A 25,619-nucleotide genomic window follows, 5' to 3' on the forward strand; every position below is an offset into this window, starting at 1 on the left:
ACGGAGCAGCAGGCCTTGTCCTCTTCCCAGAACTGGTCCCTGCTGCAATGGCAGGAGAACGAGGCCACGCAGGCAGCGCTGTGGCGCGCGGACAGCACCATGACCGCACCGCGCCGCATCGTCATCGCCGACGACAGCCTGTCTGCCGACAGCGCCTACCGCCTGGCCTGCGAAGGCCAGGCGATGCTGTGGCGCGGCGATTTCCAGAATGCCAGGCAATTGCTGTCGGCGCTGGGCCGCCGCCTGGACAAGCCTGCACGTGAGACGTCCGCCAAGGCTCGCCATCGGCGGGCCGGCAAGGAAGACGCCAAGCCTGTCTTTCCCCATGCCTTCCACCTGCACCGCCAAGCGCTGGCGCAGCGGGCACGCATTCTGTCCAGCGTGATGATCGAGCTCGATGCCAGCTGGCATTGCGCCCTGCGCCGCGCACCGGACTGGAGCGAGGCCTGCCGCGAGGCCTGGGGCGACATTCCCGCCGATCAGGGTGCGCGCAGCGTCATCGTTCCCTTGCGTGAACTGCTGGGCGCGCTGGGCGCGCATGAGTGGCGCAAGAAGGGCGTGGCCCTGGCTGTGCCGGGCATGCCGGAGTTCAGCATTCATCCGCACTACGGCGTGTTCTCCCCGGTGCGCGGCGAGTACCTGGATCTGGTGGCGCAGGCGCCCCTGCCGGCCGCAGCCCAGCAGGCCGATGCCGCAGTCTGGGATATCGGCACGGGCACGGGTGTGCTTTCCGCTCTCTTGCTGCACCGTGGCGTGCGGCAGGTGGTGGCCACCGACCTGAGCGACCGGGCCCTGGCCTGTGCGCAGGACAACCTGCAGCGACTGGGATTGGCGCAGCGCGTGAGCCTGCGCAAGGCAGACCTGTTCCCCGAAGGCCGGGCCGCTCTGGTGGTCTGCAATCCACCGTGGTTGCCGGGCAAGGCCAGCTCCCTGCTGGAGCAGGCCATCTACGACGAAGGCAGCCGCATGCTGCGCGGCTTTGTGCAAGGCCTTGCAGCGCATCTGCTGCCGGGCGGCGAAGGCTGGCTGATCCTGTCGGATCTGGCCGAGCATCTGCAACTGCGCTCGCGCGAGCAATTGCTGGAGTGGATCGAGGCCGCTGGCCTGCAGGTCCTGGGCCGAGAGGACATCCGCCCGCGCCATGGGAAGGCTGCGGACGCTGCCGATCCGCTGCACGCCGCACGCGCTGCCGAAGTCACCTCGCTGTGGCGCCTGGCGCCTCGCTGATCGCCGGCACCCACGCTTTCATCCCGGTCAGGCGCCTTGCGCTGCCATTGACTCGTTTGCCTCCTGGGGCAGCAGATGCTGCAGCCGCTCGCGCAGCGCATCCGCGCGCTCGTTGCCGGCATGCTCCTGCACGGTCTGCAGCAGCTGTAAGGCGGCGGCCTGCAGAGCCGCCAGGTCGCGCGCTTCGCGCAGCAGATGGCGCAGCACCTGGGCCTTGTCCTCATGACGGTTGGCGAACATGCGCTCGCACAGGTCGAACAGATACATGCGTGTGCCGGCCAGATTCAGCGTGGCGGCAGGGCCTGGTGAAGCGGGTTGCCTGGCAGCGGCTGGCGCCATCGCGGGGGGCTGCGGCTGGGGCGATGTTTCGATGGCATTGCCGGCCAGGCGCTGAAGATGGCCGCTGTCTATCAGCTGCTGTACCAGCTCCCTGGCCTGGGCACCCAGCACCTGCTGCAGCTGCTCCTCGGTGCGGCCATCGGCCATCAGCAGCACCGAGCGCTCGCGCAGCGGCAGGCTGCGCCGGCCTGGCTGCAGCTCTTCAAGGGCCTTGGCGGTTTTTTGCAGCAGCATGGTTGGGGCGGGGGAGTCGACAAGCCCCGATTGCACGTTACATGAATGACCGTGGCGTGAAAAAGCCATGACAACTGGTCCGGTGCAACTTGCTGCGGCAAGGGCACAATCGCCTGCCGCCGCCTTGATGATGGGCGATTCGAAGGGGCAGGCGGCCAATACGGGCCGCAGGAATATTGTTTGATCTGTAACAGGAAGACGGGGCTGCAGGCCCCGGAACACAGCTGATGAGACTGTTGCTGGCGCCCATGGAGGGCTTGCTTGATTTCGTGCTGCGCGATGTGCTCACGCGCGTGGGCGGTGCGGACCGCTGCGTCTCTGAGTTCATCCGCGTCACGGGGACGCTGCTGCCCGACAAGGTATTCCTGCGCACCATGCCGGAATTGAACAATGGCAGCCGGACGCTGGCGGGGGTGCCCGTGCGGGCCCAGTTGCTGGGATCGGACCCGGACAGCATGGCGGCCAACGCGGCCAATCTGGCGCGCCTGGGGCCGGAGGGCATCGACCTGAACTTCGGCTGCCCGGCCAAGGTCGTCAACCGCCACGGCGGCGGCGCTGCGCTGCTGCAGGACCCGGAACAGATTGCGCGCGTGGTGGGCGCAGTGCGTGCCGCCGTGCCAGCGGCCATGCCCGTGTCGGCCAAGATGCGGCTGGGCTTCAACGACACCGCCCTGATGACCGAATGCGCCCAGGCCATGCAGGCCGGCGGTGCCTGCGAAATCGTCGTTCATGCCCGCACCAAGCTCGATGGCTACCGCCCGCCCGCCTACTGGGAGATGATCCCGCGCATCCGCGAATCCGTGACCGTGCCCGTGGTGGCCAACGGCGAGATATGGACGGTGCAGGAGGCGCTGCGCTGCCGCGAGCAATCGGGTTGCAGCGACCTGATGCTGGGGCGGGGAATCGTTGCCGACCCGGGCCTGGCGCTGGCCATTCGCGCCGCCGTTGAAGGTGAGCAGACCCCGGCCGCCGAGGTGTGCTGGAGCGACCTCGTGCCCCAGGTTCAGCGCTTCTGGGACATGGTCTGCGAGGACTTGGAGCCGCGCCAGCGCGCAGGCCGTCTCAAGCAATGGCTGAACCTGCTGCGCCGCCGCTTTCCCGAGGCCGAGCAGGCCTATCAGGAGGTGCGCACCCAGACCGATCAGCGCGAGATCACCCTCTGGGTCCAGGCGCTGGCTCGGCGCCAGGAGTGGGCGGGGTTGTAGCGCTGTCGTCCGCCTACAGCAGGTGGTCCGGCGCCAGCGGGCCCAGGAGCTTGAGCATCAGGCGCAGGCCCCAGCTGGCATCGGGCTCGCTGTGCTCGTCGGCGCGGTCGCTGTCTTCCGAGGCCCGCCAGACCAGTCCTCCATCCTTGTCGATCTCCACGCGCCAGCTGCCGTCCTGCAGGCCCTCGTCAATACTTTGCGTGGCCAGCCGGCCGAACTCGCGGCTGGCGATGAGCAGGGCGATCTCGGTGTTCTGCAGTTGCGAGCGCAGGTCCAGATTCATCGAGCCGACTGCCACCAGGTGACCATCCACCACCAGCAGCTTGGAGTGCAGCATGGCGCGCGAGGCACCCGTGGCGCCTGAAGGACCTCCACCGCCACTGCTGCCCGAGCCAAACGCAGAGCGGACACTGGCCGCCGTGCTGCGCATCTCATAGAGTTCAACGCCCATCTCCAGCAGCGCCTTGCGGTGGCGCGCATAGCCGGCATGGGCCAGGGGCGCGTCATTGGAGGCCAGCGAATTGGTCAGGATGCGCACGCGCACCCCGCGTTGCCGCGCGCCGCGAAACGCCTCCATCATGTCCGGACCGGGCACGAAATAGGGCGAGACCACCAGCAGATCGCGCCGCGTCTTGCGGACCAGGGCCAGCAGGCCGTCCACTACCGAATCGGCCTCCAGCACTGGGCGCGCCGCCTGGCGCAAGGCCGGAGTTGGCTGGCCCATGGGCAGCGTGCCAGCAGGCTTGGCCTGCGGGCTGTGCGGGGCGGGTGTGGCTGGCGCAGACGCGTCCGCACTGGTGCTCGGGCTGTCATCCCTGTCCAGCGGGATCTTGGCCGGCTGGTCCACCAGCACGGCGGCCGAGGCCCAGGTCCATGGCGCCTTGCGCAAATCCATGGGCTGCTGGTCCCAGATGATGCGGCTGTGTGCGGCGGCCTGCTCAGCCGTCTTTGCCTCTTTGGCGGCAACGGCAGGCGTAGGGTCCTCGTCCTGCGCCTGATCGCCATCATCGGCAAAGCGCTCGCGCAGCTGCTTGAGCTCCTTGAGACTGATGAGCGATTGAACCGGATAGGCGCGCGGGTTGTTCCAATAGCTGTCGAAGCTGCGTGACAGATCGCCGACCACCGGCCCCGCAGCCAGCACGTCGAGGTCCACGAAATTGCTGGCGCTGTCCGCGTCGAAATACGCATCGCCCAGATTGCGCCCCCCGATCACGCCCATGGCGTTGTCGGCAATGAAGAGCTTGTTGTGCATGCGCTGCTGCGCCCGCTGGAAATCCGTCAACAGCGTATAGGCCCGCCCCAGCACGGAACTGCGTGCGCCCGCCAGCGGGTTGAACATGCGCATCTCTATGCCCGGCACAAAGGCCAGCCGCATGACCTGCGCATTCGCACCCGTGCTGTGGAAGTCGTCCAGCAACACCCGCACCCGCACGCCACGCCGCGCCGCCTCCACCACGCCGCGCAGCAGGCGCTGCGTGCTCTCGTCGGCATGGATGGCGTAGTACTGCAGGTCCAGCGTCTGCTGCGCTCCCTCGACCAGGGCCAGCCGTGCGCCGTAGGCGGCCTGGGCGCCGGACAGGAGGGTGAAGGCAGAGGTTTGAGGCCTGACGCTGGCTGGCCGCAATTGCTGCACCAAAGAGCCCAATGGCGTGCTTTGCGGAGCTTCCAAGGCGGCAGTGACGGGGCGATCGACCTGAGAGGGCAAGCTGCTGGCGCAGCCGCAGACCACGGCGGACACCAGCAGGACAAGCGTGGTCCGCAGGCCTCGGAAGAGGCTGACGGATGGAAGAGGCTGTAGGTTGCGAGCGCCGGACATGATTCGAAGATTTGGCCCAAGGATCGGTCAATCGGGTGTCGGACGGCTGCGCCAGCCGCTGGTCCAGGAAGCTGCTGTCCGCGTCAGAAGCTGGCGCGCCCTTCAACACGAGCGACAACGCGCAGATCCGGCCCTATACGCTGCACATCGTGCAACTCCAGCGCAAGGGCCTCGGACAGCGCGTCCAGCGGCCCGAAACTGGCAATGCCCATGCCACCCGTGCCCAGCAGCTTGGGGGCCAGGTACAGCAGCAGTTCATCGACCAGCCCTTCGCGTATCAGCGAGCCATTGAGCTTGAAGCCTGCTTCCACATGCAGCTCGTTCGTACCGCGCGCGGCCAGGTCACGCAGCATGGCGGCCAAGTCCACCTTGCCGTGCGCGTTGGGCATGTGGATGATCGTCGCGCCAGCCGCCTGCAAATCTTCGGACCGCAAAGTATCCTGACTGCTGGTGTAGATAAGGCAGCCGCCGGGCGTCTTCAGTACCTGGGCGGTGAGCGGCGTGTCCAGCCGGCTATCCACCACCGCGATGCGCGGTTGGCGCTGGGTAGGCACTTCACGCACGTTCAGACGCGGATCGTCTTCCAGCACCGTGCCTATGCCCGTCAGCAGGGTGCAGGCTCTCGCACGCCAGGCATGGCCGTCAGCACGTGCCTCGGGCGAGGTGATCCATTGGCTGACACCGTTGTGCAATGCGGTTGCGCCGTCAAGGGAACTGGCGGCCTTCATGCGCACCCACGGTATGCCGCGCAGCATGCGGCTGAAGAAGCCGATGTTCAGTTCGCGCGATTCGGCTGCACCTGGTCCCACCTCCACCTGTACACCTGCAGCACGCAGCCGCGCAAAACCTTGGCCAGCTACCTGGGGATTGGGGTCGGTGAGTGCGCCTACCACCTTGGCAACGCCTGCAGCGATCAGGGCATCGCAGCAGGGACCTGTACGGCCCTGGTGCGAGCAAGGCTCCAGCGTCACATAGGCGGTTGCTCCGCGCACATCCTCGCCCTGTGCTGCGGCATCGCGCAGCGCCATCACTTCGGCATGTGGGCCACCAGCCTGCTGGGTGAACCCCTGGCCAACGACCCGGCCATCAGGTGCCACCAGTACGCAGCCTACGCGCGGATTGGGGGAGGAAAGAAAAAGCGCCTGGGCGGCGAGCCCAAGCGCTTGGTGCATGTGTGGCACGGTGTTTGTCATGGTGCCTGGGATGGTAACAAGCCTGGGCTCGATCAGCGCCTGGCGGATTGGCATCTACCCGGTGCTCACTTGCCCCAGCAGTCGGTAACGATGGTGCCTGTCGTGGCTCCGTTGGCTCCACGCAGGCCGCTTTGCGTCAAGGTGTAGTTGCCGCACTTGTCGTTGGCTTGGGCTCCCTTGGGTGTGGCTGTCACGGTGAACGTGCTTCCATCCGTGGAGTTCAGTGAAATATCGTAGCGATTGGAGGGAACTGTCTTCAAGGAGGCCGGGAAACTGGCGGTGAGCGGATAGGTTCCGTTGGAAGTTGCCGCCCGCTCAAGCCATTGCGCCGCTTGCAAAAGGCCGGCCCGGGCTTCCGCCCGATGCCCACGCCGAATATATTCGTTGTAGCTTGGCATGGCGATGGCTGAAAGTATGCCGACCACAGCGACTACGATCATCAACTCAATCAACGTGAATCCAGAAGATCTTTTCATCATGATTTTATTTTCCAGGTGCATCAGTTCAATTGCCTCCAATTGGGGCGCAGCATCAACTCCGGAATTTTTGAAAGCTTATCTTCACGTCCACTATTGCCTTTTCTGACCTGAAGAGATTTGTTGCTGAATCGAAGTTCCTTGGGGTCAGAGGTCATCCTGTTCACTGATTTGTCCTCGCCGTTGTATAGGCCATCTCCATTCAGGTCAAGAATCTGCGTTCTAGGTTTTGATCCCTGTTCGATAGTCAACAAAGTGCGAAATGGCTTTGCGGATTTAGGCGTTGGTTCACAGCTTTCTTCCGTGCCTGTCGTGGCGCCTCCGGACGCAGGGACTTCACTCATGATTTCCAGAACGTTGCTGCCGTCATAGAATTCAATGGCATTGAGTACACGCTCACCAGCTTCCGGAAGGTCAAAATACCACCCTTTGACTGCGGTGCAATTTGATTTGCCTTGGCAGTCATAGATGGCGCTGTTGTTGCTCACGGCCCAGAAATCCCGGTTAGAGCTTGCACCTTCCCCGGGCTTCTTGGCGCCCTCAATCGCTTGGCTCATCAATTGGGTCCGTGAAACTGTGGCAGGTGTCGGATCTGATGTTTCCAAAACAACTTTGCCTTTGCTTGTGGCATCCTTGCTGATCGTGTAGCGTGTATTGTCAATAATGGAATAAACAGTCTGTTTGGAGTCTGTGTCTGTACGATCTCCCTCGGTCAGGCTGCGTCCTGTTCCGAAAGCCACCATGAGGCCGCCGACCTGTCTGTTGGGCCTCAATACAGGAGGTGTCGTGATGGGCTGGCGGCTTGTGGCGCTGCCAGTCACTCCCGTGGAATAGGTGGCAGTGAATAATGGTCTTCCGTCAAAGGCAACATTCCAGTTGGAGGCATTGTTGCTGGAGATATCAAATTTCCAAAGATTACCGCGCAAATCTCCTGCATATACAATATCTGGAACACCATCGCTGTTGATGTCGAGAAACTGTGGGGTTGACAGCCCATTTTGATCGGCCTCTGCGTTTTTGGGTGTGGTTACGGGTACTGCCGAAATTTTCTTGAGCTCCCTGTTTTCATCCAGATATTGAATGAGTAGAACAGGCCTCTCGTTCGTGCTGTTGTAACCGTTACCCATGATTACCGCCCAGCGGCCATCATTGGTTTTTGTTATTTGCAAGGCTCTTTGTGGATTTGCCTCTTCAACGACAGGGGCACCAAAGATGTGGCCAATATCCGCATCGGAACCATCTGTCTTGTCCATGATGACCAGGCTGCTCGCATTGGCCTTGCTGAAGTCGGTGGCAATCACGCCATCTGTGGTGCCGGGATTTGTGGTATTGAGCACAAAATAACCTTTGCCGCCAGCGCCCAATGTTCCTACCAGATAGGTGGCCCAGTTCGGGGAATCCTTGGTTCCCAGATTGAGGTCACCTGTGAAAGGTGAGCCATCTACATAATATCTATGTGTGTAGCCGGTGTTGGAGAAATCTGGAAGATTTTTAATGACTCCCTGGGGAACGTATGCTATTTTTTCAGAGCCATCAATGGCCGAGAATCCATGAAGCATGCCGTCGTTTCCTCCTACATAAAGCATTGGGATGCGTTTGCTGTGGGTGGCTATATAGCGGGTGTAGCTGGCAATATTATATGTGAGTGATGGAGGTCCCGCATACCAGATGCTGGAGTTGACAATATCGGCCTGGCGGGATTTTCTTTGACGAAATACTCCTCCAGTTTGATTTTCCTCCTTGCTGCGGTCCCCGCGGATATAGTTGACTCTGTCCTTGCCGCGGCCATCGCTGGGCGTCAAGTTCAAGAGCGCCTGCTGTGTGGTACTCAGCTGCGTGGTGGTCCCCCATTCAAAGGATATTCCCGTGCTTCCATTGTGTGACAGGATAAGCCTGGATGTGATGTCCGTAGCAGATAAAGCATCCAGCTTATCCGCTGTTGTCATATGATTATTGGGGGCTGTCTTATTGGGGTTGAGGCCCCAGGCTGGATTGGGTGTCGTCTTCCAGGTGATATTTTGTGAATTCTGTGGATCAACGACGGAGATTATTTTCTCGGATGCGACAAAGCCACTCCAACGATTCTTGTTGGAATTAAGGTCTTCTGCAGCGACATACCCCGATTGGAAAGATTCGGTGTTGTTGCGGCTGATGGAGTTGGATGCGCTGGTGAATCCTGTCAGTGGGCTTGTATTGTCGGCAACAATGGAGCTGAAAATCTCATCAAATGCTTTTTCCAGATCGGCGCCAGTTTGCACAGGAAAGAATTTCCCTCTGCTGTTGATCGCCATATGCCATAGCTCTTCTGGACGCACATAGTCGGTGATGGCCTGTCCTTTGCGTATTCCACTGGTATAGTTACCGTCATAATCGTCGTCGGTTGCATCGGTCCACTTCTTGATACCTAGTATTGCATCCGTGAAACCATCTCCGTACATTCCATTGGTGAAAATGGGGTTTTTGTTTGTGTCATCCCAATTGCTTGCGCGTGCTCCGTAGCCAATGGTGTGGGTGACTAAGTGCTGCCAGGTTGCAGGGTCATTCTTAGGATTCCACTCTGGCTTTATGGTTACGGAGCTGTTCCCGGATTTGAAGGTTTCGTCGGTCGATTTTTTGGGTTCAAAAGGTATCTCATTCTTGATGGTGGGCTGCAAGTCTGTGGACCAATAGTGAAATGCCATATCGGCAAGCGTAGGATATGCGAAGTAATAGTCTTTCTTGTTGACTCTTTGTTTTTTTGTGCCGGAGCCGTAATTGTCGCGATATATTTTTGTCTGATCACTTGTGATGTCGTAAGTCAAAGTGGGGCCGTATTTTGGCGCTTCTGGCGTGGGGAGTGATTTCGTAGTTCCATCGGAATTGCCTATGGCTTCAGCGTGGGAGCTGACCATCTTGGTCTGGAAATCAAAAGAATCGAAGTTGGTTGATGGTAGATAGGTATTCCAGCCACCGTCTGTCATGAAAACGTGATACGCCCTGCGGCAAGAGATGGGCTTGGTGTCAGCAACGCCGGGAGTGGCATTCCAGGGGCTATCGACGCCCGTGGTTTTCATATACTGGCCTGCGTTCCACATCATCGTATGAGAAGGAGTTCCGTCCTTTGCACTGATGGAGTCCACCCAGGCTGAGAAATTGTCCTTGTGGGCACCTGAAAAGTTTGCCATGGCATTGTTGCCGTCGCAACCTGACTGGTTGCTGGGGATATTGTTGCACCGCCACATCGACTGCCATGCCAGCCTAAACTGATTGTCATATTTGCTGGTGTTGACCAGTACATTCTTCAGACCAATTTTTAGCGACGTAATACGGGCTGGCTTGCTGCTGCTTGCCGAGCCTCCGTCATCATTCCAGGCCATGCTGCCCGAGTCATCGACGGACAAGACCACATTGGGAATCGGCATCTTGTGTGCGGAACCAGCGGGATACTGGGCAAAAGGTATTTCTGCCGAAATTGCCTGTGTACCTGCGAATGCGGAGAGTACGGCGCAGGCCAGTGTGCGTTGCTGAAATGAAGGCTTTTTCATGATTTTCTCCGTATTTATTCGGCCAGACTCAAAGACAGGGTGGATTGGAGGACCACCTCAGTACCGGGCTTGAGTCCCCGGGCGAGTGCCGTGATGCGATATACCCATCTTTTTTTTCGGGAAGGTGCAAAAATTTCCACATTGGCTCCTGGTGGAACGCCTTTGAGAAGTGAAATATTGGGATCCACATAAGGCAGAACCTCTACCCAGTACCATGCGCCACGACGATCCTTCAGAGCGCTTGGTGTGGCAGTTACGTTGAGTATGGGGTTTCCACCGGTTCCAGTTTTCGCTCCGGTGAACTGTCCGTATCGTGCACCTACGTTTTCTGCGGTCATTTCTGCAAGGCGCGTGGGGTCGTGCCAAAAATCCTGTGGGTCTGCAAATTTCTGACAAATTCCTTTGTAGCACTTAGAGTCGTGAGTGCCCAACGTGTTGATGAGATTGGGTAGATCCTTTGTCTCAATGTCGAAATAGATGGTAGTCAATCTTCGACACACATCGCCTTTATCTGCATCCGGCGTGCAGTAACTTCCGTTGGTGTTGACTCCACGTATATCCATTTCGGCATCTTGCAGCATAGCCTGCGCGGCTTCGAAGGCGCGGCGATAGTCTGCATCATTGCCTACAATCATTTCGTTGAGCAGCGCCGTTCTCGATGCCCATAATGCCAAAAGCATTGAGAGTAGAACCAGAATGATAATCACGTAAAGTGATATCCCTCGCTGTTTTTGTCGACGAGCCAAATGGTGTGCTGTCTTGTAAATGCTTGGATTTTTCATGATAGCGCTTGGCCTTGGCTACGGATTTGAAAGGTATTCCTGAATACCATGCGCAAGCGGTTGCCACGCTTTACAGATGAGCCATCGCATTTTTTATATGTGGCTCCCGCTGTATCTATTGATTCGGATCCCTCCAGTTCCAGGCAAACTTCGATAGCATACACATCACGCCATCCATTTGGCGAAGAGGATGCTGTGCTTGCACTGGCATAGTTGGTTTTAGGTAAACCTGTTTTTGTGCTATCCGGATCCTGTGTCAAATACTTGATTTTCATGTCCTTGACGTTGCGTATGATCGGTTTGGGTGTGCCGCTGACCCCCGTACAAATCAGTTCGTCATTGCTTGATAGCCTGAACTTGCTTTCTATGATGTATGCAGTTGCAGATCCACTATTTTCACCCAAGCAGTCGCGCAGTTGATTGCCTGCTGCATTGGCTGTGGCAGGTGGAGTCGGGGTTAGTATCTCTTCATAGTTTTGATATCCGATGCTTAGGGTGTATTCGCTGCTGCTTGGACTATCTATGCCGGCCAGCATGCTTGTGCGCCTATCGAACATTGGGCGCTTTCCTGCCGGATCCGGTGGATCAAATGCAACCGGCGTCATGGGTCGGAGTGCTTCTGAAGAACCAAAAGAATCGAAGTTCAACTCCAGTTGAATGGTGCCCGCTTGGCGTATTTGCTGGCCCATGACCCGAAATGCGTAAGCGGCTTGTTGTTGCAGGTTGCTGGCATCACTGACGGTTCCGGAAACACCGCGAGATATCATCAGTGCACCTATGCCTACCGCGACTGTCAAAAGGCCGATGGTGATCCCTATCATCAATTCGAGAAGGGTTGCCCCTTCCTGAATTTTCGAGGGTTTAATTGCCGAATGATTTATAATTTTGGTCATCGCTGTCTCTCGGAGAGTGAATTTTATCCAGGGCAATATAGTGGTGTTGTGCCGCTTGCTTTCCCCAGAAGAAATGGTGTGCAGCGCTGATTGGGTTGTATATATTGAATGTGGCATATCAGGCCGGTGGGACAGCTGACTTTGGCAGATCCTGTATCTGCTGGAGTGAATGGCTCCGTGTATTTGTCATCATTACTCCCGTCTGACGCCTTGTGCTCTTTCTCATTGGCTTTCCAGCCAATCATGACTCCTAGTTGACGCCGGTTTTCTGTAGCACTATCCACTGCACTGACGAAAATGGCAGCATCTCCTTTTGGTAAGGTTGATTTTACTGTGTCTTTCCACTGGGCAATATCATAGGCGCCCATTTCAGAGGGGGTGCACCCTTCTGGTTTGCAGCTGCCGGTGGGGGAATCTTTCCAATCACTTTGGTAAGCCTCAAGATTTCCAAGTCCATTAGGGTTGGCTTGAATTTTCTCGCTCAAATCCTCTATCAGTCGAATGGCTTGGGCGCGGTTGAGGCTGGTTTGGGTATCTGCGAGATTTCGCAGTTGCAAGCCGAGAATCCCAAGAATTCCCAACGACATCACGACAATGGCAACAAGAGATTCGATCAGGCTGATGCCGGATTGAATATTGGCCGCACGTATTGTTTTCATGGTGGTTCTTGGTACTGGTGCTGCATCGCAGATCTGCAAGCCATGATGGATATTCATGGAAAGCAAAGGAGGTAGCCTGATTTTGGCAACGCGGGATTGAAAGAAGGATTTTTTGGGATTCAGCATGTGCCATCCCCCGTGTTCAATCGGCGGATCATTCCTCCTGCTGCCACGCAAAGCGTTGCAGCGGCCGAGTTGGTGGCATTTGAGCCTTGGGGGAAGAGGCGGAAATTGAAACTGCTGCTTCCGGCGCTGGCAAGCTGGCCCCAACGGTCCACCGTGATATATCCGTTGCTGCTTGCGAGATTGATTTCCAGCTTGGTAGGGGCAGAAGATGTCTGAAGCGTCAGTTCACCGGCGTCCTGGGTGGCGTTGTTGTTGGCATCGATAAAGACAGTCCAGCCGCAACCCCACTGTGTATTGGCGTCGGCCGCGGTGCAGCCATTGCCACTGGCGATCTTTTTGAGGACGATCTTTCCACCGCGCTTGATGGCTTCTGAGCGTGCGTAATAGAGGATGGACTGAAGGTCTTCGGTCGCTGCGCGTACACGCCATCGTTCGATGAGTGGCCGAAAGCTGGGTGCTGCCAACGCAGCCAGTATGGTGATGATGGCGATCACAACCATCAGTTCGATTGTGGTGAAGCCACGTGTGGCCAGCCTTAGTTGTTGGCTGGACAGGCTGGATGTGGGAGGGGCAGCGTACATTGGCGCATCCTAGATTTCTGGATGCGCGTTGGGAGTTCATTCCGGATGGATGGCTCAGGCAGCGGGATGAGTGGTGCGCTTTGTAAACCTCCGCTCAGTTCGTCTGGCAGTCACTTGCCGATTGCTGAGCGAGAGGGAGTGAAGGGGCGTAAATCTCCCAGTTAGACGCACTTGCTCGGATCTCCTTGGATCCTTGTGTCGCGGATGCGCAGCAACAGGTCAAGAAGCTGGCACTCTGAACTTGTAAGACTACCGCCCCCAGCACTCCACCGCAGTGGTATTCACACCCAGGCCGAGCGCATCACGCTCGCCCGTATGGGTCAGCGTGAAATCGCCACATCGGTCACCGAACTGGGAGCCGCGGCGTGTGGCGATCAGGGTGTAGGTGTCGTCGTCGTGGCCGCTGGTTGACAGGAAGTCGATGGTGTAGCGCTTGCTGGAGTCGTGGGCCCAGGTCAGGTCTGCAGGCAGCTCGGTGGGGTAGGTGCCGTTGGCGGTGGCGGCGCGCTCCAGCCATTGCTGGGCCTGGAGCAGGCCGGCGCGGGCGTCGGCGCGGTGGACTGCGCGGATGTACTCGTTGTAGCTGGGGACGGCGACCGTGCCGAGGATGACGATGACGGCCACGACGATCATGAGTTCGATGAGCGTGAATCCTGGGGATCGAGGGCGGCGCATGTGGTGCCTCATTTCATTTGGCGCCAGCTGGGGCGCAGGGATTGCTCCGGCATGCGGGCGAGTACATTGCGACGGCCTTCGGCGTCGTAGCCGATGGCGTGATGGCCCTTGTGGAGCAAGGCCTGGGATCCCCTGGCGACGCTTGCGCGCGAGACCTCCTCATCTGCCGTGCCGTAGACCCCATCGCCGTTGCTGTCCATCAACGGAACGCCGGGTCGCTTGCCATCCATGATGTTCACGAATGTCAGGAATTGGCGCTCCTCGCTCGCATTGCAGGCGTCGGGCGGGCTTGCGCTTTCGCCGGGGCGCCTGGGGGATCCGGCAGGTATCTGGCTGTAGATCGCGAGGATGTTGCTGCCGTCGTAGAAGCCCATTGGCTTGAGCAGGCGCTCGCCCGGCAGGGGCAGGTCCATGTACCAGCCTTTGTGCCGCGTCCAGTCGAGGTCGGTCGTGGAGTCAACGCGCCAGAAGCCTTGGCCGGCCGCCCCTGCCGGCTGATGGTTCACCGAGCGCCTGGCCAGTTCTCCGATGCCTGAAACGGGTGCCGGTCGCTGTCCGTCAGGCTGCCTGCAGTCCGAATCCTTGCCATCGAGGCAAGCTTGCACTCTGCCGTCCGCGAGCAGCCTGTAGCGGGTGCTGTCGAGGATGGAATAGATGCTCTGGACCGCTGTGTTGCCAGAATCCTGCCGCGTGATGTGGCGTCCGGTACCGAATGCCACCAGCATGCCGCCTGCCGTCAAGCGCTCGCGCCCTTCTTTGGCATTTTTGCTGGCCCTGCGCCGGTCATTGGCGCGTACGGAAGGAGGGGCGGTGATGGCTTGACGCAGGTTGCGAGTGGCCGATGGAGAACTGCCCCCCCAGGCTGTATACAGCGGCCGGCCGTCGAAGGCCACGCCCCAGCGGGAGGAGGCACCGCTGGCGATGAGGAATTTCCACAGATTGCCCTGGATGTCACCTGCGTAGACCACATCGGGCAGGCCGTCTCCATTGATGTCCACAAGGCGCGGGGCGGAGAGTCCGTTGTGGGTGGTCTCGGGGGTGGTGCCGGTTGGGGTATTGCCCGTGGCAACGAGGCGCAACAGCTCCTGGTTGCCATCGAGATACTGGATCAGCAACACGGGCCGCTGGTTGGTGCTGTGGTAGCCGTTGCCCGTCACCAGTGCCCAGCGGTTGTTGTTCAACTGCGTGATCTGAGTGCTGCGTTGCGGGTTGGCATCGTCCAGCACGGGCGCCGCAAAAATATGGCCCAGGTCCTTGTTTTCCTGGCAAGTGGCGCGCTGGCGCATCTCATCCAGGCTGGCGCAGTCGCCGGGATCGCTGTTGCGTGTCTGGGTTCGGTCGAGCAGGACCAGCGAGCTGGCACCGGACTCGCTGAAAGCCTCCGGATGGGTGATGTCCAGCACGAAGTAGCCCTTGGCTCCGGCGCCTGCCATGCCAGCCAGCACAGTGCGCCACTGCGAGGACGCAACGCTGCCCGAGGGGATGTCGCCGCTCATGACTGAGCCGTCCACAAAGTAGCGATGCCGGGCGTCATAGTCGGGGTCGGAAAGTCTTGCCAGTCCGGAGATCACGCCTCGTGGGATGTAGGCGATCTTTTCCCTGCCGTCGGTGGCCGAAAAGCCATGCAGCATGCCGTCATTGCCGCCTGCATAGATCATGGGCTGGCGGTTCTGCTGGGCGAGGGTATAGGCGGCATAGCCCGGCAGGGGCCAGTTGTCCACGGGATGACCGGTATGCCAGATCTGGGAGTTGACGATGTCGCCCTGGCGCGAGCTGCGCTGGCGAAAAGGACGGGTGGGGCCAACGCGCGGCGGTTGTCCCGGCGCTTCCATGCGGCGGTCGCCGCGTATGAAGTTGAGCCTGTGCTTGCCCAGGTTGTCTGCTCTTCCTTCGACATCGATGCCCAGGGAGGCTTTCTGCCGGTGGTCGAGTTCATTCCACTTGAAGGACACGCCTCTTTGCAGTCTGTCGCTCCAGGTCAGGATCAGACGGTCATTGATTGCCTGTTCGTCGCTGAGTGCATCCAGGTGGCCGGCCGTGGTTTTGCCTTGCCAGCCGGCTGTTGCGGTGAGGCTGCCATCGGCCTGGACGGTTTCTGCGCTGATCCAGCCGCTCCAGGCCGCTTTTGCGCTGTAGCGGGCGCTGAATATGTCCACGCCGGCCCGCGTAATCACGCTGCCGCTGGAGGCCATGGAGCTGCTGCGGCCCTTGGCATCTGCCTGTTGTCCGGCCGGGCAGTCTTCAATGGGCGCGGCGAATTCGGTGCCATCTGCCTGAACCCTGGCAACTGGAGTGTCTGCCTCCGAGATCTGCTGGACCTGGATGGGTGCCGGCAGGCCAGGCTTTATCGTGACCTTGACTCGGGGTCCAAGCGACGACTGGGTCATATCCATTGCCTGGCTGTTTTGCGCGGCCAGGACTGCAGCGACCATGGCTGCGGCTGTCGGCGCTGGCAGCAGGATGCGCCGGAGCCAGGGATGGCAGAGGTGGGGCATGTCAGGTGTCCTGAGTCAGTCGCGGCGTTTCTGCCGGGCGTAGGTCTGCTGCATCACCACCTGGGTGTTGCTCTTGCGGCCATGGGCAATGGCCGTGATGCGATAGATCACCTGAGGCTGCATGTAAAGGGCCAGTCGGGGTGAGCCGTTGGCGATGACGCCCGAGTTCCCTGCGTTGACGTCATAGGGCAGGATCTCTATCCAGTACCAGCCTCCCTTTCCTGCCTCACGATTTGCCAGGATGGAGTCGCTCTTTCCGCCAGCGATGGCGCCCGTGAACTGGCCGTAGCGTGCGCCGACGTCAGCGGCAGTCATCTGGCCCAGCGTGATCCCTTGGCCTTCGTCCGCGTTGTTCCAGAAGTCCTGAGGTCCCGTGCGCTTGGTGCACAGGCCATCGCGGCATCCAGTGGGTGTGGCCTCAGCGAGGCTGGCCAGCAGCAGGCCGACTTCCCCGGTTTCCCGGGGGAACTGTGCGATGCCTGCACCGCTGCGGCAGACGGATGGCTGGCTGCTGCTGGCGGCGCAGGCGGCGCCGCTGGCCTGTTCGCCCCGAATATCCAGTTCGGCATCCTGCAGCAAGGCCTGTGCAGCCTCCAGGGCACGCTGGTAGTCGGCATCGTTGCCCACGAACATTTCGTTGAACAGTGCGCTGCGCGACGCCCACAGGGCGAGCAGCATGGACAGCATGACCAGGACCACCACGATGAACAGGGCGATGCCTTTTTGGCGCTGCGCTGCGCAGGTGTGGGCATGTCGCATGCCTGCAGCCTTGTGCGTCATCCGGCCAACCCCTGGCTGCGCAACTGGTACACGCTGCGAAAGACCATGTGCAGGCGCCGCGTCCTGGGCGCAGGCAGCGTGACCATGTGGATGGATTCGGCCGTACCGTCGCTGTCGGCGCAGTCGGTATAGCTGCTGTTGGCGGGCATGTCGATGGCCTCGTTGCCGAAGAGCACCAGGCAGACCTCGGCGCCGACGACGCGAGGCCAGTCCTGGCCTACGGCGGCTGCGTTGACATACTGGATGCGGGCGGCGCCCCCCGGCGCCTGGAACAGGTAGCGCACCTGGAAGTTGGCGACGTTCCTGGCAAGGGGCTGGGCACCCGCGGAGGGCGCTCCGGCGCAGCGCAGGGTGTTTTTACTGGCGTCCAGGACAAAGCGGCTCAGGATGAGGCTGTCGCTGTTGGTTTGCCCCAGGCAATTGCGCTGCAGTGAGGTCTCGATGGCCGATGTGTGCAGCGGCTGCGTGTAGTTGCTGTAGCCCACGGCGAGCTTGTATTGGGAGCGCCCGGGTGCATCGAGGCCCTGGATGGTGTCGTGCACGGGGTTGAAGTCCAGTGCGCCCGCCTCGAATGCAACGGGGTCTGCCACGTCAATGGCTTCTGTTGCCTTCTTGTGTGATGCAAGAAGCAGCCGCAGGGACCCCGCCTGCCGGATCTGCCGGCCCATGACACGGAAGAGATGGGAAGCCTGCTGTTGCAACTGACTGGCATCGCTGATGGTGGCGGACACGGCGCGTGACGCCATGAGTGCGCCCATGGCCACGCCGATGATCAGCAGTCCCAGGAAAAGTCCGACCAGCAGTTCGACGAGGCTCAGCCCGCGTTGACGCGGTCTGGCCGCAATGGCGGTGGCGATGCGATGGGGTTTCATGGGCCTGCGCAGAAGAACTGGACTGCGTTGTTTGCAAGGTAGGGAGCACAGCGAGCGCTGAGTGGGATGTATTGCAGGTGGCAGGTTCTGCCTGCAGGACAGGCCATGGCCTGGTCGCCGTGCATGCGATCGCCATCGCCATCAAGTCCGATGGGGTCCTTGTAGTCGGCCTTGCCGGACTTTTCGTTCTCGCGCCAACTGATCATGATCCCCAGCTGGCGCCCATTGCCGGCGCTGGCGGCTGCCTCGTCTCCTGCGAGGAAGACCTTGGCGGCCCCGCCTGGCAGCAGTTGGCGAACGGATGCCTTCCATCGTGCGAGGTGGTAGCTGGCCATTGCGTCCGGGCCGCATGCGGCGGCACTGCAGTCGGCGACGGATTCGGGGGCGTGATTCCAGTCGGAAACGTAGCGGCCGATCTGTCCGAGGGAGTTGGGGTTGGCGTGCGTGCGCTCGCTGAGGTCCTCGATCAGCCGGATGGCCTGGGCGCGGCGCACGCCGCTTTGGTTGTCGGCCAGGGTGCGCATCTGCAGTCCCAGGATTCCCAGAACACCCAGGGCCGTGATGACGGTGGCGACCAGGGTTTCGATCAGGGTAAAGCCGTTGGGATGCCGATTGCGGGTACGAGTCAGGCGCATGGAATACCCTCCTGGCCGACCACCCGGATGCGTCCGCCGGACGAGACGCAAATGCCTTGGGTTGCGGCGGAAGTGATTCCGGCCGGAGATGGCGCAATGGCGAAACCCATGGCGGTGAGTCCGCCCAACTGACCCCAGCGGTCCACACTGATGATGGAGGCAGACCGGGAGCGGGTGACGAGGGTGCGGGCGGGCGTGTCGAAGCGCTGCAGCTCCTCCTTGGGATCCCAGTGCCTGTTGCCATTGCGGTCGACGAACACCACCCAGCCGCAGCCCCAGTCGGCGTGCTGCGCCGCCAGGGTGCAGCCCTTGGTGCCTTGGGGCAGTTTCTGGATGAAAACGCCGCCACCGCGCCGCACGGCTTCGGAGCGCGCGTACTGCAGCGTCGATTGCAGGGCCTCGACGGTCTGGCGAACACGCCAGCGCTCGATGATGAGGTTGAAGCTGGGAGCTGCCAGCGTGGTGAGCACGGCGAGGATGGCGACGACCACCATCAACTCGATGGCAGTGAAGCCTTCGGCGCCCGGGCGAGCCTGAGGCCTGGTCGATGACATGTCTTGAATCCCTCCCCGTCGATTGGCTTGCGCAACGCTGGTTGTTGCTGTTTGTTTCGTGCGCCGCTCAATCTATTGGGGTTGTTCGTGCATGTCTTTCAGACCAATCTGTTTCTTTGGTCAAAAAATAGGAGTTGTGCCGTGAATGGGGCTGAATTCAGGCGTGCAGAGGTGCGAAAAAATCCAATGATGGCAAGGACTTGCCAAATTTTTTGGTATTGGAGGCTGGCCTAGGACTGTTTCTGGGAGCGTGTCAGCGCTGGCGCCTGCCCGGCGGCTGCCCGGTGTATCCGGCGCATGCTCCGGCGTTGTGCCTGCCCTGGCATTCGCGGTAAAGCCGCTTGTCGCGTTGCTCGGGCGACTCGTCTGAGCTGCTGCGCTGCGTCGGCACCCGGACCCGCTGCCCGCCCTTTTTGCGCGTGGAGCCTTGCGCAGCCGATGCGTCGGCGCGATGGGACGCAGCCTGGGCAGGCAGGGCCAGGCCCAGGGCCGCGACCAGGCAGAGCAGGGCGCATTGCCGCAGCTGCGCTTGTCGGGTCGATGGAATGAATGAAAAACGCACTGCCATGGCGTGGCCCTCCCTTGGTGTATGGAATGCCTGCGCACCACATATCCGTGCTTCGTGACGGCATGCCTGTGGCGCGGGCTTTGCGGGATTCTGGGCGGGCAGCAGGCCGAAGTGGCAAAGGGCTGCAAATCAGGTGTGGATACCGGTCCGGGCGTGCTTGTTATAATCTCAGGGTTTTGCATGGTGCAAGACGCACGTCGGGGCCTTTCCAGTCCCGGCGCAAGTAACCAAGGCTGCCTCCTTGCTTTTGTCTTTGAGGCGCCAATTTCCAAGGAAAAAAAAATGATCGCATCTTCCGTGAAGGCTGAAGTCGTCAAGTCCAACGCACGCTCTGCCAACGACACTGGTAGCCCAGAAGTGCAAGTGGCCCTGCTGACCGCACGCATCAACGAGCTGACCCCTCACTTCAAGCAACACGCCAAGGACCACCACGGTCGTCGCGGCCTGCTGCGCATGGTGAGCCGCCGTCGCAAGCTGCTGGACTACCTCAAGTCCAAGGACGCTGATCGCTACACCGCACTGATCGCCAAGCTGGGCCTGCGCAAGTAAGCACGGTGGGAGATCGAAACGCCTGAGTTAGCCTGTCTAGCTCAGGCGTTTTTTACTTCGGAGAAAGCAAGACAGAGCGAAGCTGTGTCATTCCATTGCTGCGGATTTGATAGCAAGAAATCCAGCAATGGAATGGCATCGTGTTCTGAATTGCTCTCCATCATGGCCGGATGAGTGCATCTGGCCAACATTCCCTAGGAGCAACAATGTCCATCTTCAACAAAGTCACCAAGACCTTCCAGTGGGGCCAGCACACGGTCACCATGGAAACCGGCGAGATCGCCCGCCAGGCTTCCGGCGCCGTGCTGGTCAACATCGATGACACCGTGGTGCTGGCCACCGTGGTGGCGTCCAAGCAGGCCAAGTCCGGCCAGGACTTCTTCCCGCTGACCGTCGATTACATCGAGAAGACCTACGCCGCAGGCAAGATCCCCGGCAGCTTCTTCAAGCGCGAAGCCAAGCCCAGCGAACTCGAAACCCTGACCAGCCGCCTGATCGACCGTCCGATCCGCCCGCTGTTCCCCGAAGGCTTCTACAACGACGTGCATGTGGTCATCCACACCGTGTCGCTGAACCCCGAAGTCGATGCCGACATCGCCGCCCTGATCGCCACGTCGGCCGCCCTGTCCGTGTCGGGCATTCCGTTCAACGGTCCCATCGGTGCCGCCCGCGTGGGCTACATCAATGGCGAGTACGTGCTCAACCCCGGCCAGACCCAGCGCAAGGATTCGCAGATGGATCTGGTCGTGGCCGGTACTGAAGCTGCCGTGCTGATGGTGGAGTCCGAGGCGCAGCAACTGCCTGAAGATGTGATGCTGGGCGCCGTGGTCTTCGGCCACGAGCAAGGTCGCATCGCCATTGACGCCATCCATGAACTGGTGCGCGAAGCCGGCAAGCCCGTCTGGGACTGGGTCGCTCCCGCCAAGGATGAAGAGCTGATCGCCAAGGTGGCGGCACTGGGTGACGAAGCCCTGCGCGCGGCCTACCAGATCCGCAACAAGCAAAGCCGCACGCAGGCCTGCCGCGAAGCCTACGCCGCCGTGAAGGCCGGCCTGACGGCCCAGGGCGTGGAGTTCGACGGCGTCAAGGTCGAAGGCATGCTGTTCGACATCGAGGCACGCATCGTTCGCAGCCAGATCCTGGCCGGCGAGCCGCGCATCGACGGCCGCGACACGCGCACCGTGCGTCCCATCGAAATCCGCAACTCCGTGCTGCCCCGCACGCACGGCTCGGCCCTGTTCACGCGCGGTGAGACGCAGGCCCTGGTCGTGTCCACGCTGGGCACCGAGCGCGATGCACAACGCATCGACGCGCTGGCTGGCGAGTTCGAGGACCGCTTCCTGTTCCACTACAACATGCCTCCCTTTGCCACCGGCGAAGTGGGCCGCATGGGCTCGACCAAGCGCCGCGAAATCGGCCACGGCCGTCTGGCCAAGCGCGCCCTGGCGGCCTGCCTGCCCAGCAAGGAAGAATTCCCCTACACCATCCGCGTGGTGTCGGAAATCACCGAGTCCAACGGCTCCTCGTCCATGGCCTCGGTCTGCGGCGGCTGCCTGTCGATGATGGATGCAGGCGTTCCGATGAAGGCCCACGTGGCCGGTATCGCCATGGGCCTGATCAAGGAAGACAACCGCTTCGCCGTGCTGACCGACATCCTGGGTGATGAAGATCATCTGGGCGACATGGACTTCAAGGTGGCTGGCACCACCAGCGGCATCACTGCGCTGCAGATGGACATCAAGATCCAGGGCATCACCAAGGAAATCATGCAGGTCGCCCTGGCCCAGGCCAAGGAAGCGCGCATGCACATCCTGGGCAAGATGCAGGAAGCCATGGGTGAAGCCAAGGCCGAGATCTCGTCCTTCGCTCCCAAGCTGTACACGATGAAGATCAACCCCGAGAAGATCCGTGACGTGATCGGCAAGGGCGGCTCCACCATCCGTGCACTGACCGAAGAGACCGGCACGCAGATCGACATCGGCGAAGACGGCACCATCACCATCGCTTCCAGCGATGCCGCCAAGGCCGACGAAGCCAAGCGCCGCATCGAAGAGATCACGGCCGAAGTCGAAATCGGCAAGATCTACGAAGGCCCGGTCACCAAGATCCTGGACTTCGGTGCTCTCGTGAACCTGCTGCCCGGCAAGGACGGTCTGCTGCACATCAGCCAGATTGCCCACGAGCGCGTGGAGCGCGTCGCCGACTACCTGCAGGAAGGCCAGATCATCAAGGTCAAGGTCATGGAGACCGACGAAAAGGGTCGTGTCAAGTTGTCGCTGAAGGCGTTGACCGAGCGTCCTGCCGGCATGGAGCGCAGCGAGCGCCCCGCGCCTGCCGAGCGTGAGTTCCGCCAGCCGCGTGAGCCCCGCCAGCAACGCGAGTACCGCGAGCCGCGTGAACCTCGCGAGCCCCGTGAAGGCGGTCGTCCGGCTGCCGAGGGCGAGCAGCAACAGCAACAGCAGCAGTAATGCCCGGCAAGGCCGTTCCCCAAAAAGGGGGGGCCTTGCAGGTGCATGCGGTGACTGGAAAAAGCGCTGACCTGTTCAGCGCTTGTGGCATTTTTGACAGGGATTGCGAGGTCGAAAAATGGAAAAGCAAATCATGCGTGCCGTGGAACTCACGGACTTTGGTGGTCCCGATGTCTTGCGCCTGGGCGAGCGTCCGCTGCCCGTGGCCGGCGCGCAGGAGTTGCTGATCCAGGTCTCGGCCAGCGGTGTCAATCGCCCTGATGTGTTGCAGCGCAAGGGGCACTACGCCCCGCCGCCCGGTGCCTCGGATCTGCCTGGGCTGGAAGTGGCCGGGGTGATCGTGTCGGGTGACGACGACGCCATGCGGCTGGCAGGCCTGCGCGTGGGCGACCGCGTGTGCGCGCTGCTGGCCGGTGGTGGCTATGCGGAGTACTGCGTTGCGCCAGTGGCCCAGTGCCTGCCCATCCCGGCGGGGCTCAGCGAGGTGGAGGCTTCGGCATTGCCCGAAACCTTCTTCACCGTCTGGAGCAATGTGTTCGATCGCGGCGCCTTGCAGGCGGGCGAAACCCTGCTGGTGCAGGGCGGCAGCAGCGGCATTGGTGTGACGGCCATCCAGTTGGCCAAGGCGCGTGGCGCCACGGTCATCGTGACGGCTGGCTCCGATGCCAAATGCGCCGACTGCCTGAAGCTGGGCGCCGACCATGCCATCAACTACCGTACCCAGGACTTTGCCGCGGAGGTGCAGCGCATCACCGACGGCAAGGGCGTGGACGTGATCCTGGACATGGTGGCGGGCAGCTATGTTGCGCGCGAAGTGCAGAGCCTGGCCGAGGATGGCCGTCTGGTCATCATTGCGGTGCAGGGCGGCATCAAGGCGGAGTTCGATGCGGGCCTGGTCCTGCGCCGTCGCCTGCTGGTGACGGGCTCCACGCTGCGTCCGCGTCCTGTCGCCTTCAAGGCGGCCATCGCCCAGGCGCTGCGGCGCGAGGTCTGGCCGCTCATCGAGGCAGGCGGTATCCGCCCTGTGATTCACAGCACCTTTGCTGCCGCTGATGCCGACAAGGCGCACGCGCTGATGGAGTCGAGTCAGCACACCGGCAAAATCGTTTTGACGTGGTAACCATGAAGAAGAAACTCATCGTCGGCAACTGGAAGATGAATGGCAGCCTGGCTGCCAATGCCGTGTTGCTCAAGGCCCTCAAGCAGGGGCTGCCCGAAGGTGGAAATGCGGGTGTGGCGGTGGCCGTGCCGGCCGCCTATCTGGCCCAGGCCCAGGCCGAGCTTGCAGGTTCGTCCATTGGCGTGGCTGCGCAGGATGTGTCGCAGCATGACTCGGGCGCCTACACGGGCGAGCTTTCGGCTGCCATGCTCCAGGATTTTGACGTGCGCTACACCTTGGTGGGGCACTCGGAGCGTCGCCAATACCATGGCGAAACCGATGCCGTGGTGGCCTTGAAGGCGCAGGCTGCGCTGGCCAAGGGCGTCACGCCCATCGTCTGTGTGGGCGAAACGTTGGCAGAGCGCGAGGCGGGGCAGACCGAGGAAGTCGTCAAGCGCCAGCTGGCAGCCGTGATCCATCAGGTGGGTCAGTGCATCAGTGAGCTGGTCGTGGCCTACGAGCCTGTCTGGGCCATCGGCACCGGCAGGACCGCAACACCCGAGCAGGCGCAGCAGGTGCATGCCGTGCTGCGCGCCCAGCTGGCGGCTGCCAGCCGGCAGGCTGACCGCATCCCCTTGCTCTACGGCGGCAGCATGAACGCCTCCAATGCAGCCCAGCTTCTGGCCCAGGCCGACATTGACGGTGGTCTTGTGGGCGGGGCGTCGCTCAAGGCGCCGGATTTCCTGACCATCATCGCTGCGGCCCAGTGAGCCGGAGCAGTTTCTCCATTCGCTTTTTTAGCTCTCGCGTTACTAGCAGGTACAACCAATGAATGCATTCGCAAGCGTGATCCTCGCCGTCCAGATGCTGTCGGCACTCGGCATGATCGGCCTGATCCTGATCCAGCACGGAAAGGGCGCCGACATGGGCGCCTCGTTCGGCAGCGGCAGCTCCGGCAGCCTGTTCGGTGCCTCGGGCAGCGCGAACTTTCTGTCGCGCTCCACGGCAGGCCTGGCCACGGTGTTCTTCGTGACCACGCTGGCGCTGGCCTATCTGAGCAATGCGCGCCCCGTCAGCTCGGGCAGCGTGCTGGAAGGCGCGGCCCCCATCACGGCACCGGCTCCCGCCGTCCCTGGCGCTGCTGGCGAAGTGCCTGCTCCTGCGGCAGGTCAGGCGCCTGCTGCCGGTGCAGAAGGTGCGGCCCAGATCCCCACGAAATAATTTCGAACAAAGCCCTCGGTCCTCCTGGTCCGAGGGTTTTTCAGAGTAGAATCTAGAGATTGTTCGGTAGGCGGAATCTTTGCAACGAAGATAAAGAGCCAGCCGAAATCGAGACGTAGCCGTCGTGGTGAAATTGGTAGACACGCTATCTTGAGGGGGTAGTGGCGAAAGCTGTGCGAGTTCGAGTCTCGCCGACGGCACCAAGATATAACTAAGAGCCTGCCCTGCTGATCAGGCTGATCGGTGCGGGCATGCCTTTCAAGGTAGCCGCACACGATGAACATCGACCAGTATCTTCCCGTTCTCTTGTTCATTCTCGTCGGCATGGGTGTCGGCGTAGTCCCCCTGGTACTGGGGTATGTGCTGGGTCCGAACCGGCCCGATGCCGCCAAGAACTCTCCCTACGAATGTGGCTTCGAGGCCTTCGAAGACGCGCGCATGAAATTCGATGTGCGCTACTACCTCGTCGCCATCCTGTTCATCCTATTTGATTTGGAAATCGCCTTTCTGCTGCCCTGGGCCGTTGCGCTTCGGGACGTGGGTGGGGCTGGTTTCGCCGCTGTCCTGATTTTCCTGACCGTTCTCGTCGTGGGCTTTGTCTACGAATGGAAGAAGGGTGCGTTGGACTGGGACTGATGCGGGTTCACT

General features: G+C 61.0%; 24 protein-coding genes and 1 tRNA gene. 9 read left to right on the plus strand and 16 right to left on the minus strand.

What is annotated here, in order from left to right; translation table 11 throughout:
- The first annotated feature begins 15 nt into the window (after nucleotides 1-15).
- The gene (locus DTS01S_RS05405; RefSeq protein WP_017404084.1) at nucleotides 16-1,227 is read left to right on the plus strand and encodes a N5-glutamine methyltransferase family protein; all 1,212 of its coding nucleotides are present in this window, start codon (nucleotides 16-18) and stop codon (nucleotides 1,225-1,227) included.
- 27 nt (nucleotides 1,228-1,254) lie between these two features.
- Here the strand turns inward: DTS01S_RS05405 and DTS01S_RS05410 are convergent, their stop codons facing one another.
- On the minus strand, nucleotides 1,255-1,800 hold the full coding sequence (locus DTS01S_RS05410) for a hypothetical protein (RefSeq protein WP_017404085.1): 546 nt from the start codon (nucleotides 1,798-1,800) through the stop codon (nucleotides 1,255-1,257).
- Between the two features lie 227 nt (nucleotides 1,801-2,027).
- Between DTS01S_RS05410 and DTS01S_RS05415 the strand changes: the two genes are divergently transcribed.
- Complete coding sequence (locus DTS01S_RS05415) at nucleotides 2,028-3,005, plus strand: tRNA dihydrouridine synthase (protein ID WP_016447731.1); 978 nt, start codon at nucleotides 2,028-2,030, stop codon at nucleotides 3,003-3,005.
- A 13-nt stretch (nucleotides 3,006-3,018) separates the two neighbouring features.
- Here DTS01S_RS05415 and DTS01S_RS05420 read toward each other — a convergent pair whose 3' ends face one another.
- The 15 genes from DTS01S_RS05420 to DTS01S_RS31470 form a co-directional block, all read right to left on the minus strand.
- The gene (locus tag DTS01S_RS05420; protein ID WP_026062044.1) at nucleotides 3,019-4,821 is read right to left on the minus strand and encodes a phospholipase D family protein; all 1,803 of its coding nucleotides are present in this window, start codon (nucleotides 4,819-4,821) and stop codon (nucleotides 3,019-3,021) included.
- An 83-nt stretch (nucleotides 4,822-4,904) separates the two neighbouring features.
- Complete coding sequence (ribD, locus tag DTS01S_RS05425; RefSeq protein WP_235434591.1) at nucleotides 4,905-5,993, minus strand: bifunctional diaminohydroxyphosphoribosylaminopyrimidine deaminase/5-amino-6-(5-phosphoribosylamino)uracil reductase RibD; 1,089 nt, start codon at nucleotides 5,991-5,993, stop codon at nucleotides 4,905-4,907.
- Between the two features lie 86 nt (nucleotides 5,994-6,079).
- The gene (locus DTS01S_RS05430) at nucleotides 6,080-6,493 is read right to left on the minus strand and encodes a type IV pilin protein (protein ID WP_026062046.1); all 414 of its coding nucleotides are present in this window, start codon (nucleotides 6,491-6,493) and stop codon (nucleotides 6,080-6,082) included.
- Between the two features lie 20 nt (nucleotides 6,494-6,513).
- Entirely contained in the window at nucleotides 6,514-10,014 is a 3,501-nt protein-coding gene (locus DTS01S_RS29425) for a pilus assembly protein (RefSeq protein ID WP_082774883.1), read from the minus strand.
- A 14-nt stretch (nucleotides 10,015-10,028) separates the two neighbouring features.
- The gene (locus tag DTS01S_RS05435; protein ID WP_046239131.1) at nucleotides 10,029-10,796 is read right to left on the minus strand and encodes a pilus assembly PilX family protein; all 768 of its coding nucleotides are present in this window, start codon (nucleotides 10,794-10,796) and stop codon (nucleotides 10,029-10,031) included.
- Complete coding sequence (locus DTS01S_RS29430; RefSeq protein WP_046239130.1) at nucleotides 10,793-11,689, minus strand: PilW family protein; 897 nt, start codon at nucleotides 11,687-11,689, stop codon at nucleotides 10,793-10,795. Before DTS01S_RS29430 ends, DTS01S_RS05435 begins: the two co-directional genes overlap by 4 nt.
- A 23-nt stretch (nucleotides 11,690-11,712) precedes the next feature.
- On the minus strand, nucleotides 11,713-12,474 hold the full coding sequence (gene pilV, locus DTS01S_RS05440; RefSeq protein ID WP_052013874.1) for a type IV pilus modification protein PilV: 762 nt from the start codon (nucleotides 12,472-12,474) through the stop codon (nucleotides 11,713-11,715).
- Nucleotides 12,468-13,055, minus strand: a complete 588-nt coding sequence (locus DTS01S_RS05445) for a GspH/FimT family pseudopilin (protein WP_052013875.1) — start codon at nucleotides 13,053-13,055, stop codon at nucleotides 12,468-12,470. Before DTS01S_RS05445 ends, pilV (DTS01S_RS05440) begins: the two co-directional genes overlap by 7 nt.
- 249 nt (nucleotides 13,056-13,304) lie before the next feature.
- A complete protein-coding gene (locus DTS01S_RS05450; RefSeq protein ID WP_026062047.1) occupies nucleotides 13,305-13,730 on the minus strand; it encodes a type IV pilin protein in 426 nt (141 codons plus the stop codon).
- A gap of 8 nt (nucleotides 13,731-13,738) precedes the next feature.
- Complete coding sequence (locus DTS01S_RS05455; RefSeq protein ID WP_026062048.1) at nucleotides 13,739-16,225, minus strand: pilus assembly protein; 2,487 nt, start codon at nucleotides 16,223-16,225, stop codon at nucleotides 13,739-13,741.
- 15 nt (nucleotides 16,226-16,240) lie between these two features.
- The gene (locus DTS01S_RS05460; RefSeq protein WP_016447720.1) at nucleotides 16,241-17,005 is read right to left on the minus strand and encodes a pilus assembly PilX family protein; all 765 of its coding nucleotides are present in this window, start codon (nucleotides 17,003-17,005) and stop codon (nucleotides 16,241-16,243) included.
- The gene (locus DTS01S_RS05465) at nucleotides 17,002-17,877 is read right to left on the minus strand and encodes a type IV pilus assembly protein (protein WP_061287420.1); all 876 of its coding nucleotides are present in this window, start codon (nucleotides 17,875-17,877) and stop codon (nucleotides 17,002-17,004) included. The genes DTS01S_RS05460 and DTS01S_RS05465 overlap by 4 nt, the downstream gene beginning before the upstream one ends.
- Nucleotides 17,874-18,512 (minus strand): type IV pilus modification protein PilV, encoded by a 639-nt coding sequence (gene pilV, locus DTS01S_RS05470; protein ID WP_016451208.1) that lies wholly within the window; start codon nucleotides 18,510-18,512, stop codon nucleotides 17,874-17,876. Before pilV (DTS01S_RS05470) ends, DTS01S_RS05465 begins: the two co-directional genes overlap by 4 nt.
- Nucleotides 18,503-19,066, minus strand: a complete 564-nt coding sequence (locus tag DTS01S_RS05475) for a GspH/FimT family pseudopilin (protein WP_016451209.1) — start codon at nucleotides 19,064-19,066, stop codon at nucleotides 18,503-18,505. The genes pilV (DTS01S_RS05470) and DTS01S_RS05475 overlap by 10 nt, the downstream gene beginning before the upstream one ends.
- A 253-nt stretch (nucleotides 19,067-19,319) precedes the next feature.
- Nucleotides 19,320-19,634: a hypothetical protein gene (locus DTS01S_RS31470; RefSeq protein ID WP_016451210.1), complete on the minus strand. Its 315-nt coding sequence runs from the start codon at nucleotides 19,632-19,634 to the stop codon at nucleotides 19,320-19,322.
- 282 nt (nucleotides 19,635-19,916) lie between these two features.
- On the opposite strand from DTS01S_RS31470, the gene rpsO reads away from it, so the two are divergent.
- From rpsO to DTS01S_RS05515, 7 genes are all read left to right on the plus strand, one after another.
- A complete protein-coding gene (gene rpsO, locus DTS01S_RS05485) occupies nucleotides 19,917-20,183 on the plus strand; it encodes a 30S ribosomal protein S15 (RefSeq protein WP_012206984.1) in 267 nt (88 codons plus the stop codon).
- A gap of 206 nt (nucleotides 20,184-20,389) precedes the next feature.
- Nucleotides 20,390-22,651, plus strand: coding sequence for a polyribonucleotide nucleotidyltransferase (gene pnp / locus DTS01S_RS05490; protein ID WP_017404092.1), 2,262 nt, complete (start codon nucleotides 20,390-20,392; stop codon nucleotides 22,649-22,651).
- Between the two features lie 118 nt (nucleotides 22,652-22,769).
- Nucleotides 22,770-23,771: an NAD(P)H-quinone oxidoreductase gene (locus tag DTS01S_RS05495; protein ID WP_017404093.1), complete on the plus strand. Its 1,002-nt coding sequence runs from the start codon at nucleotides 22,770-22,772 to the stop codon at nucleotides 23,769-23,771.
- 2 nt (nucleotides 23,772-23,773) lie between these two features.
- Nucleotides 23,774-24,520: a triose-phosphate isomerase gene (gene tpiA, locus DTS01S_RS05500; protein ID WP_017404094.1), complete on the plus strand. Its 747-nt coding sequence runs from the start codon at nucleotides 23,774-23,776 to the stop codon at nucleotides 24,518-24,520.
- Between the two features lie 58 nt (nucleotides 24,521-24,578).
- On the plus strand, nucleotides 24,579-24,971 hold the full coding sequence (secG, locus tag DTS01S_RS05505) for a preprotein translocase subunit SecG (RefSeq protein WP_016447712.1): 393 nt from the start codon (nucleotides 24,579-24,581) through the stop codon (nucleotides 24,969-24,971).
- A 118-nt stretch (nucleotides 24,972-25,089) separates the two neighbouring features.
- Nucleotides 25,090-25,174: transfer RNA gene (locus DTS01S_RS05510), tRNA-Leu, on the plus strand.
- 73 nt (nucleotides 25,175-25,247) lie between these two features.
- Nucleotides 25,248-25,607 (plus strand): NADH-quinone oxidoreductase subunit A, encoded by a 360-nt coding sequence (locus DTS01S_RS05515; RefSeq protein ID WP_012206979.1) that lies wholly within the window; start codon nucleotides 25,248-25,250, stop codon nucleotides 25,605-25,607.
- Nucleotides 25,608-25,619 lie beyond the last annotated feature (12 nt).

The organism is Delftia tsuruhatensis NBRC 16741 (assembly GCF_001571325.1).
Lineage (GTDB): Bacteria > Pseudomonadota > Gammaproteobacteria > Burkholderiales > Burkholderiaceae_C > Comamonas > Comamonas tsuruhatensis.

What these genes read in the sequence shown, in the direction of transcription:
- DTS01S_RS05450 (WP_026062047.1), bottom strand. Translation starts at nt 13,730, where the DNA reads ATGCGCCGCCCTCGATCCCCAGGATTCACGCTCATCGAACTCATGATC.
- DTS01S_RS05430 (WP_026062046.1), bottom strand. Translation starts at nt 6,493, where the DNA reads ATGATGAAAAGATCTTCTGGATTCACGTTGATTGAGTTGATGATCGTA.
- pilV (WP_016451208.1), bottom strand. Translation starts at nt 18,512, where the DNA reads ATGCGCCTGACTCGTACCCGCAATCGGCATCCCAACGGCTTTACCCTG.
- DTS01S_RS05460 (WP_016447720.1), bottom strand. Translation starts at nt 17,005, where the DNA reads ATGACGCACAAGGCTGCAGGCATGCGACATGCCCACACCTGCGCAGCG.
- DTS01S_RS05495 (WP_017404093.1), top strand. Translation starts at nt 22,770, where the DNA reads ATGGAAAAGCAAATCATGCGTGCCGTGGAACTCACGGACTTTGGTGGT.
- secG (WP_016447712.1), top strand. Translation starts at nt 24,579, where the DNA reads ATGAATGCATTCGCAAGCGTGATCCTCGCCGTCCAGATGCTGTCGGCA.
- DTS01S_RS05415 (WP_016447731.1), top strand. Translation starts at nt 2,028, where the DNA reads ATGAGACTGTTGCTGGCGCCCATGGAGGGCTTGCTTGATTTCGTGCTG.
- DTS01S_RS29425 (WP_082774883.1), bottom strand. Translation starts at nt 10,014, where the DNA reads ATGAAAAAGCCTTCATTTCAGCAACGCACACTGGCCTGCGCCGTACTC.
- DTS01S_RS05410 (WP_017404085.1), bottom strand. Translation starts at nt 1,800, where the DNA reads ATGCTGCTGCAAAAAACCGCCAAGGCCCTTGAAGAGCTGCAGCCAGGC.
- ribD (WP_235434591.1), bottom strand. Translation starts at nt 5,993, where the DNA reads ATGCACCAAGCGCTTGGGCTCGCCGCCCAGGCGCTTTTTCTTTCCTCC.
- DTS01S_RS05455 (WP_026062048.1), bottom strand. Translation starts at nt 16,225, where the DNA reads ATGCCCCACCTCTGCCATCCCTGGCTCCGGCGCATCCTGCTGCCAGCG.
- tpiA (WP_017404094.1), top strand. Translation starts at nt 23,774, where the DNA reads ATGAAGAAGAAACTCATCGTCGGCAACTGGAAGATGAATGGCAGCCTG.
- DTS01S_RS05435 (WP_046239131.1), bottom strand. Translation starts at nt 10,796, where the DNA reads ATGAAAAATCCAAGCATTTACAAGACAGCACACCATTTGGCTCGTCGA.
- rpsO (WP_012206984.1), top strand. Translation starts at nt 19,917, where the DNA reads ATGATCGCATCTTCCGTGAAGGCTGAAGTCGTCAAGTCCAACGCACGC.
- DTS01S_RS05420 (WP_026062044.1), bottom strand. Translation starts at nt 4,821, where the DNA reads ATGTCCGGCGCTCGCAACCTACAGCCTCTTCCATCCGTCAGCCTCTTC.
- DTS01S_RS31470 (WP_016451210.1), bottom strand. Translation starts at nt 19,634, where the DNA reads ATGGCAGTGCGTTTTTCATTCATTCCATCGACCCGACAAGCGCAGCTG.
- DTS01S_RS05475 (WP_016451209.1), bottom strand. Translation starts at nt 19,066, where the DNA reads ATGTCATCGACCAGGCCTCAGGCTCGCCCGGGCGCCGAAGGCTTCACT.
- pilV (WP_052013874.1), bottom strand. Translation starts at nt 12,474, where the DNA reads ATGCTGAATCCCAAAAAATCCTTCTTTCAATCCCGCGTTGCCAAAATC.
- DTS01S_RS05465 (WP_061287420.1), bottom strand. Translation starts at nt 17,877, where the DNA reads ATGAAACCCCATCGCATCGCCACCGCCATTGCGGCCAGACCGCGTCAA.
- pnp (WP_017404092.1), top strand. Translation starts at nt 20,390, where the DNA reads ATGTCCATCTTCAACAAAGTCACCAAGACCTTCCAGTGGGGCCAGCAC.
- DTS01S_RS05515 (WP_012206979.1), top strand. Translation starts at nt 25,248, where the DNA reads ATGAACATCGACCAGTATCTTCCCGTTCTCTTGTTCATTCTCGTCGGC.
- DTS01S_RS29430 (WP_046239130.1), bottom strand. Translation starts at nt 11,689, where the DNA reads ATGACCAAAATTATAAATCATTCGGCAATTAAACCCTCGAAAATTCAG.
- DTS01S_RS05445 (WP_052013875.1), bottom strand. Translation starts at nt 13,055, where the DNA reads ATGTACGCTGCCCCTCCCACATCCAGCCTGTCCAGCCAACAACTAAGG.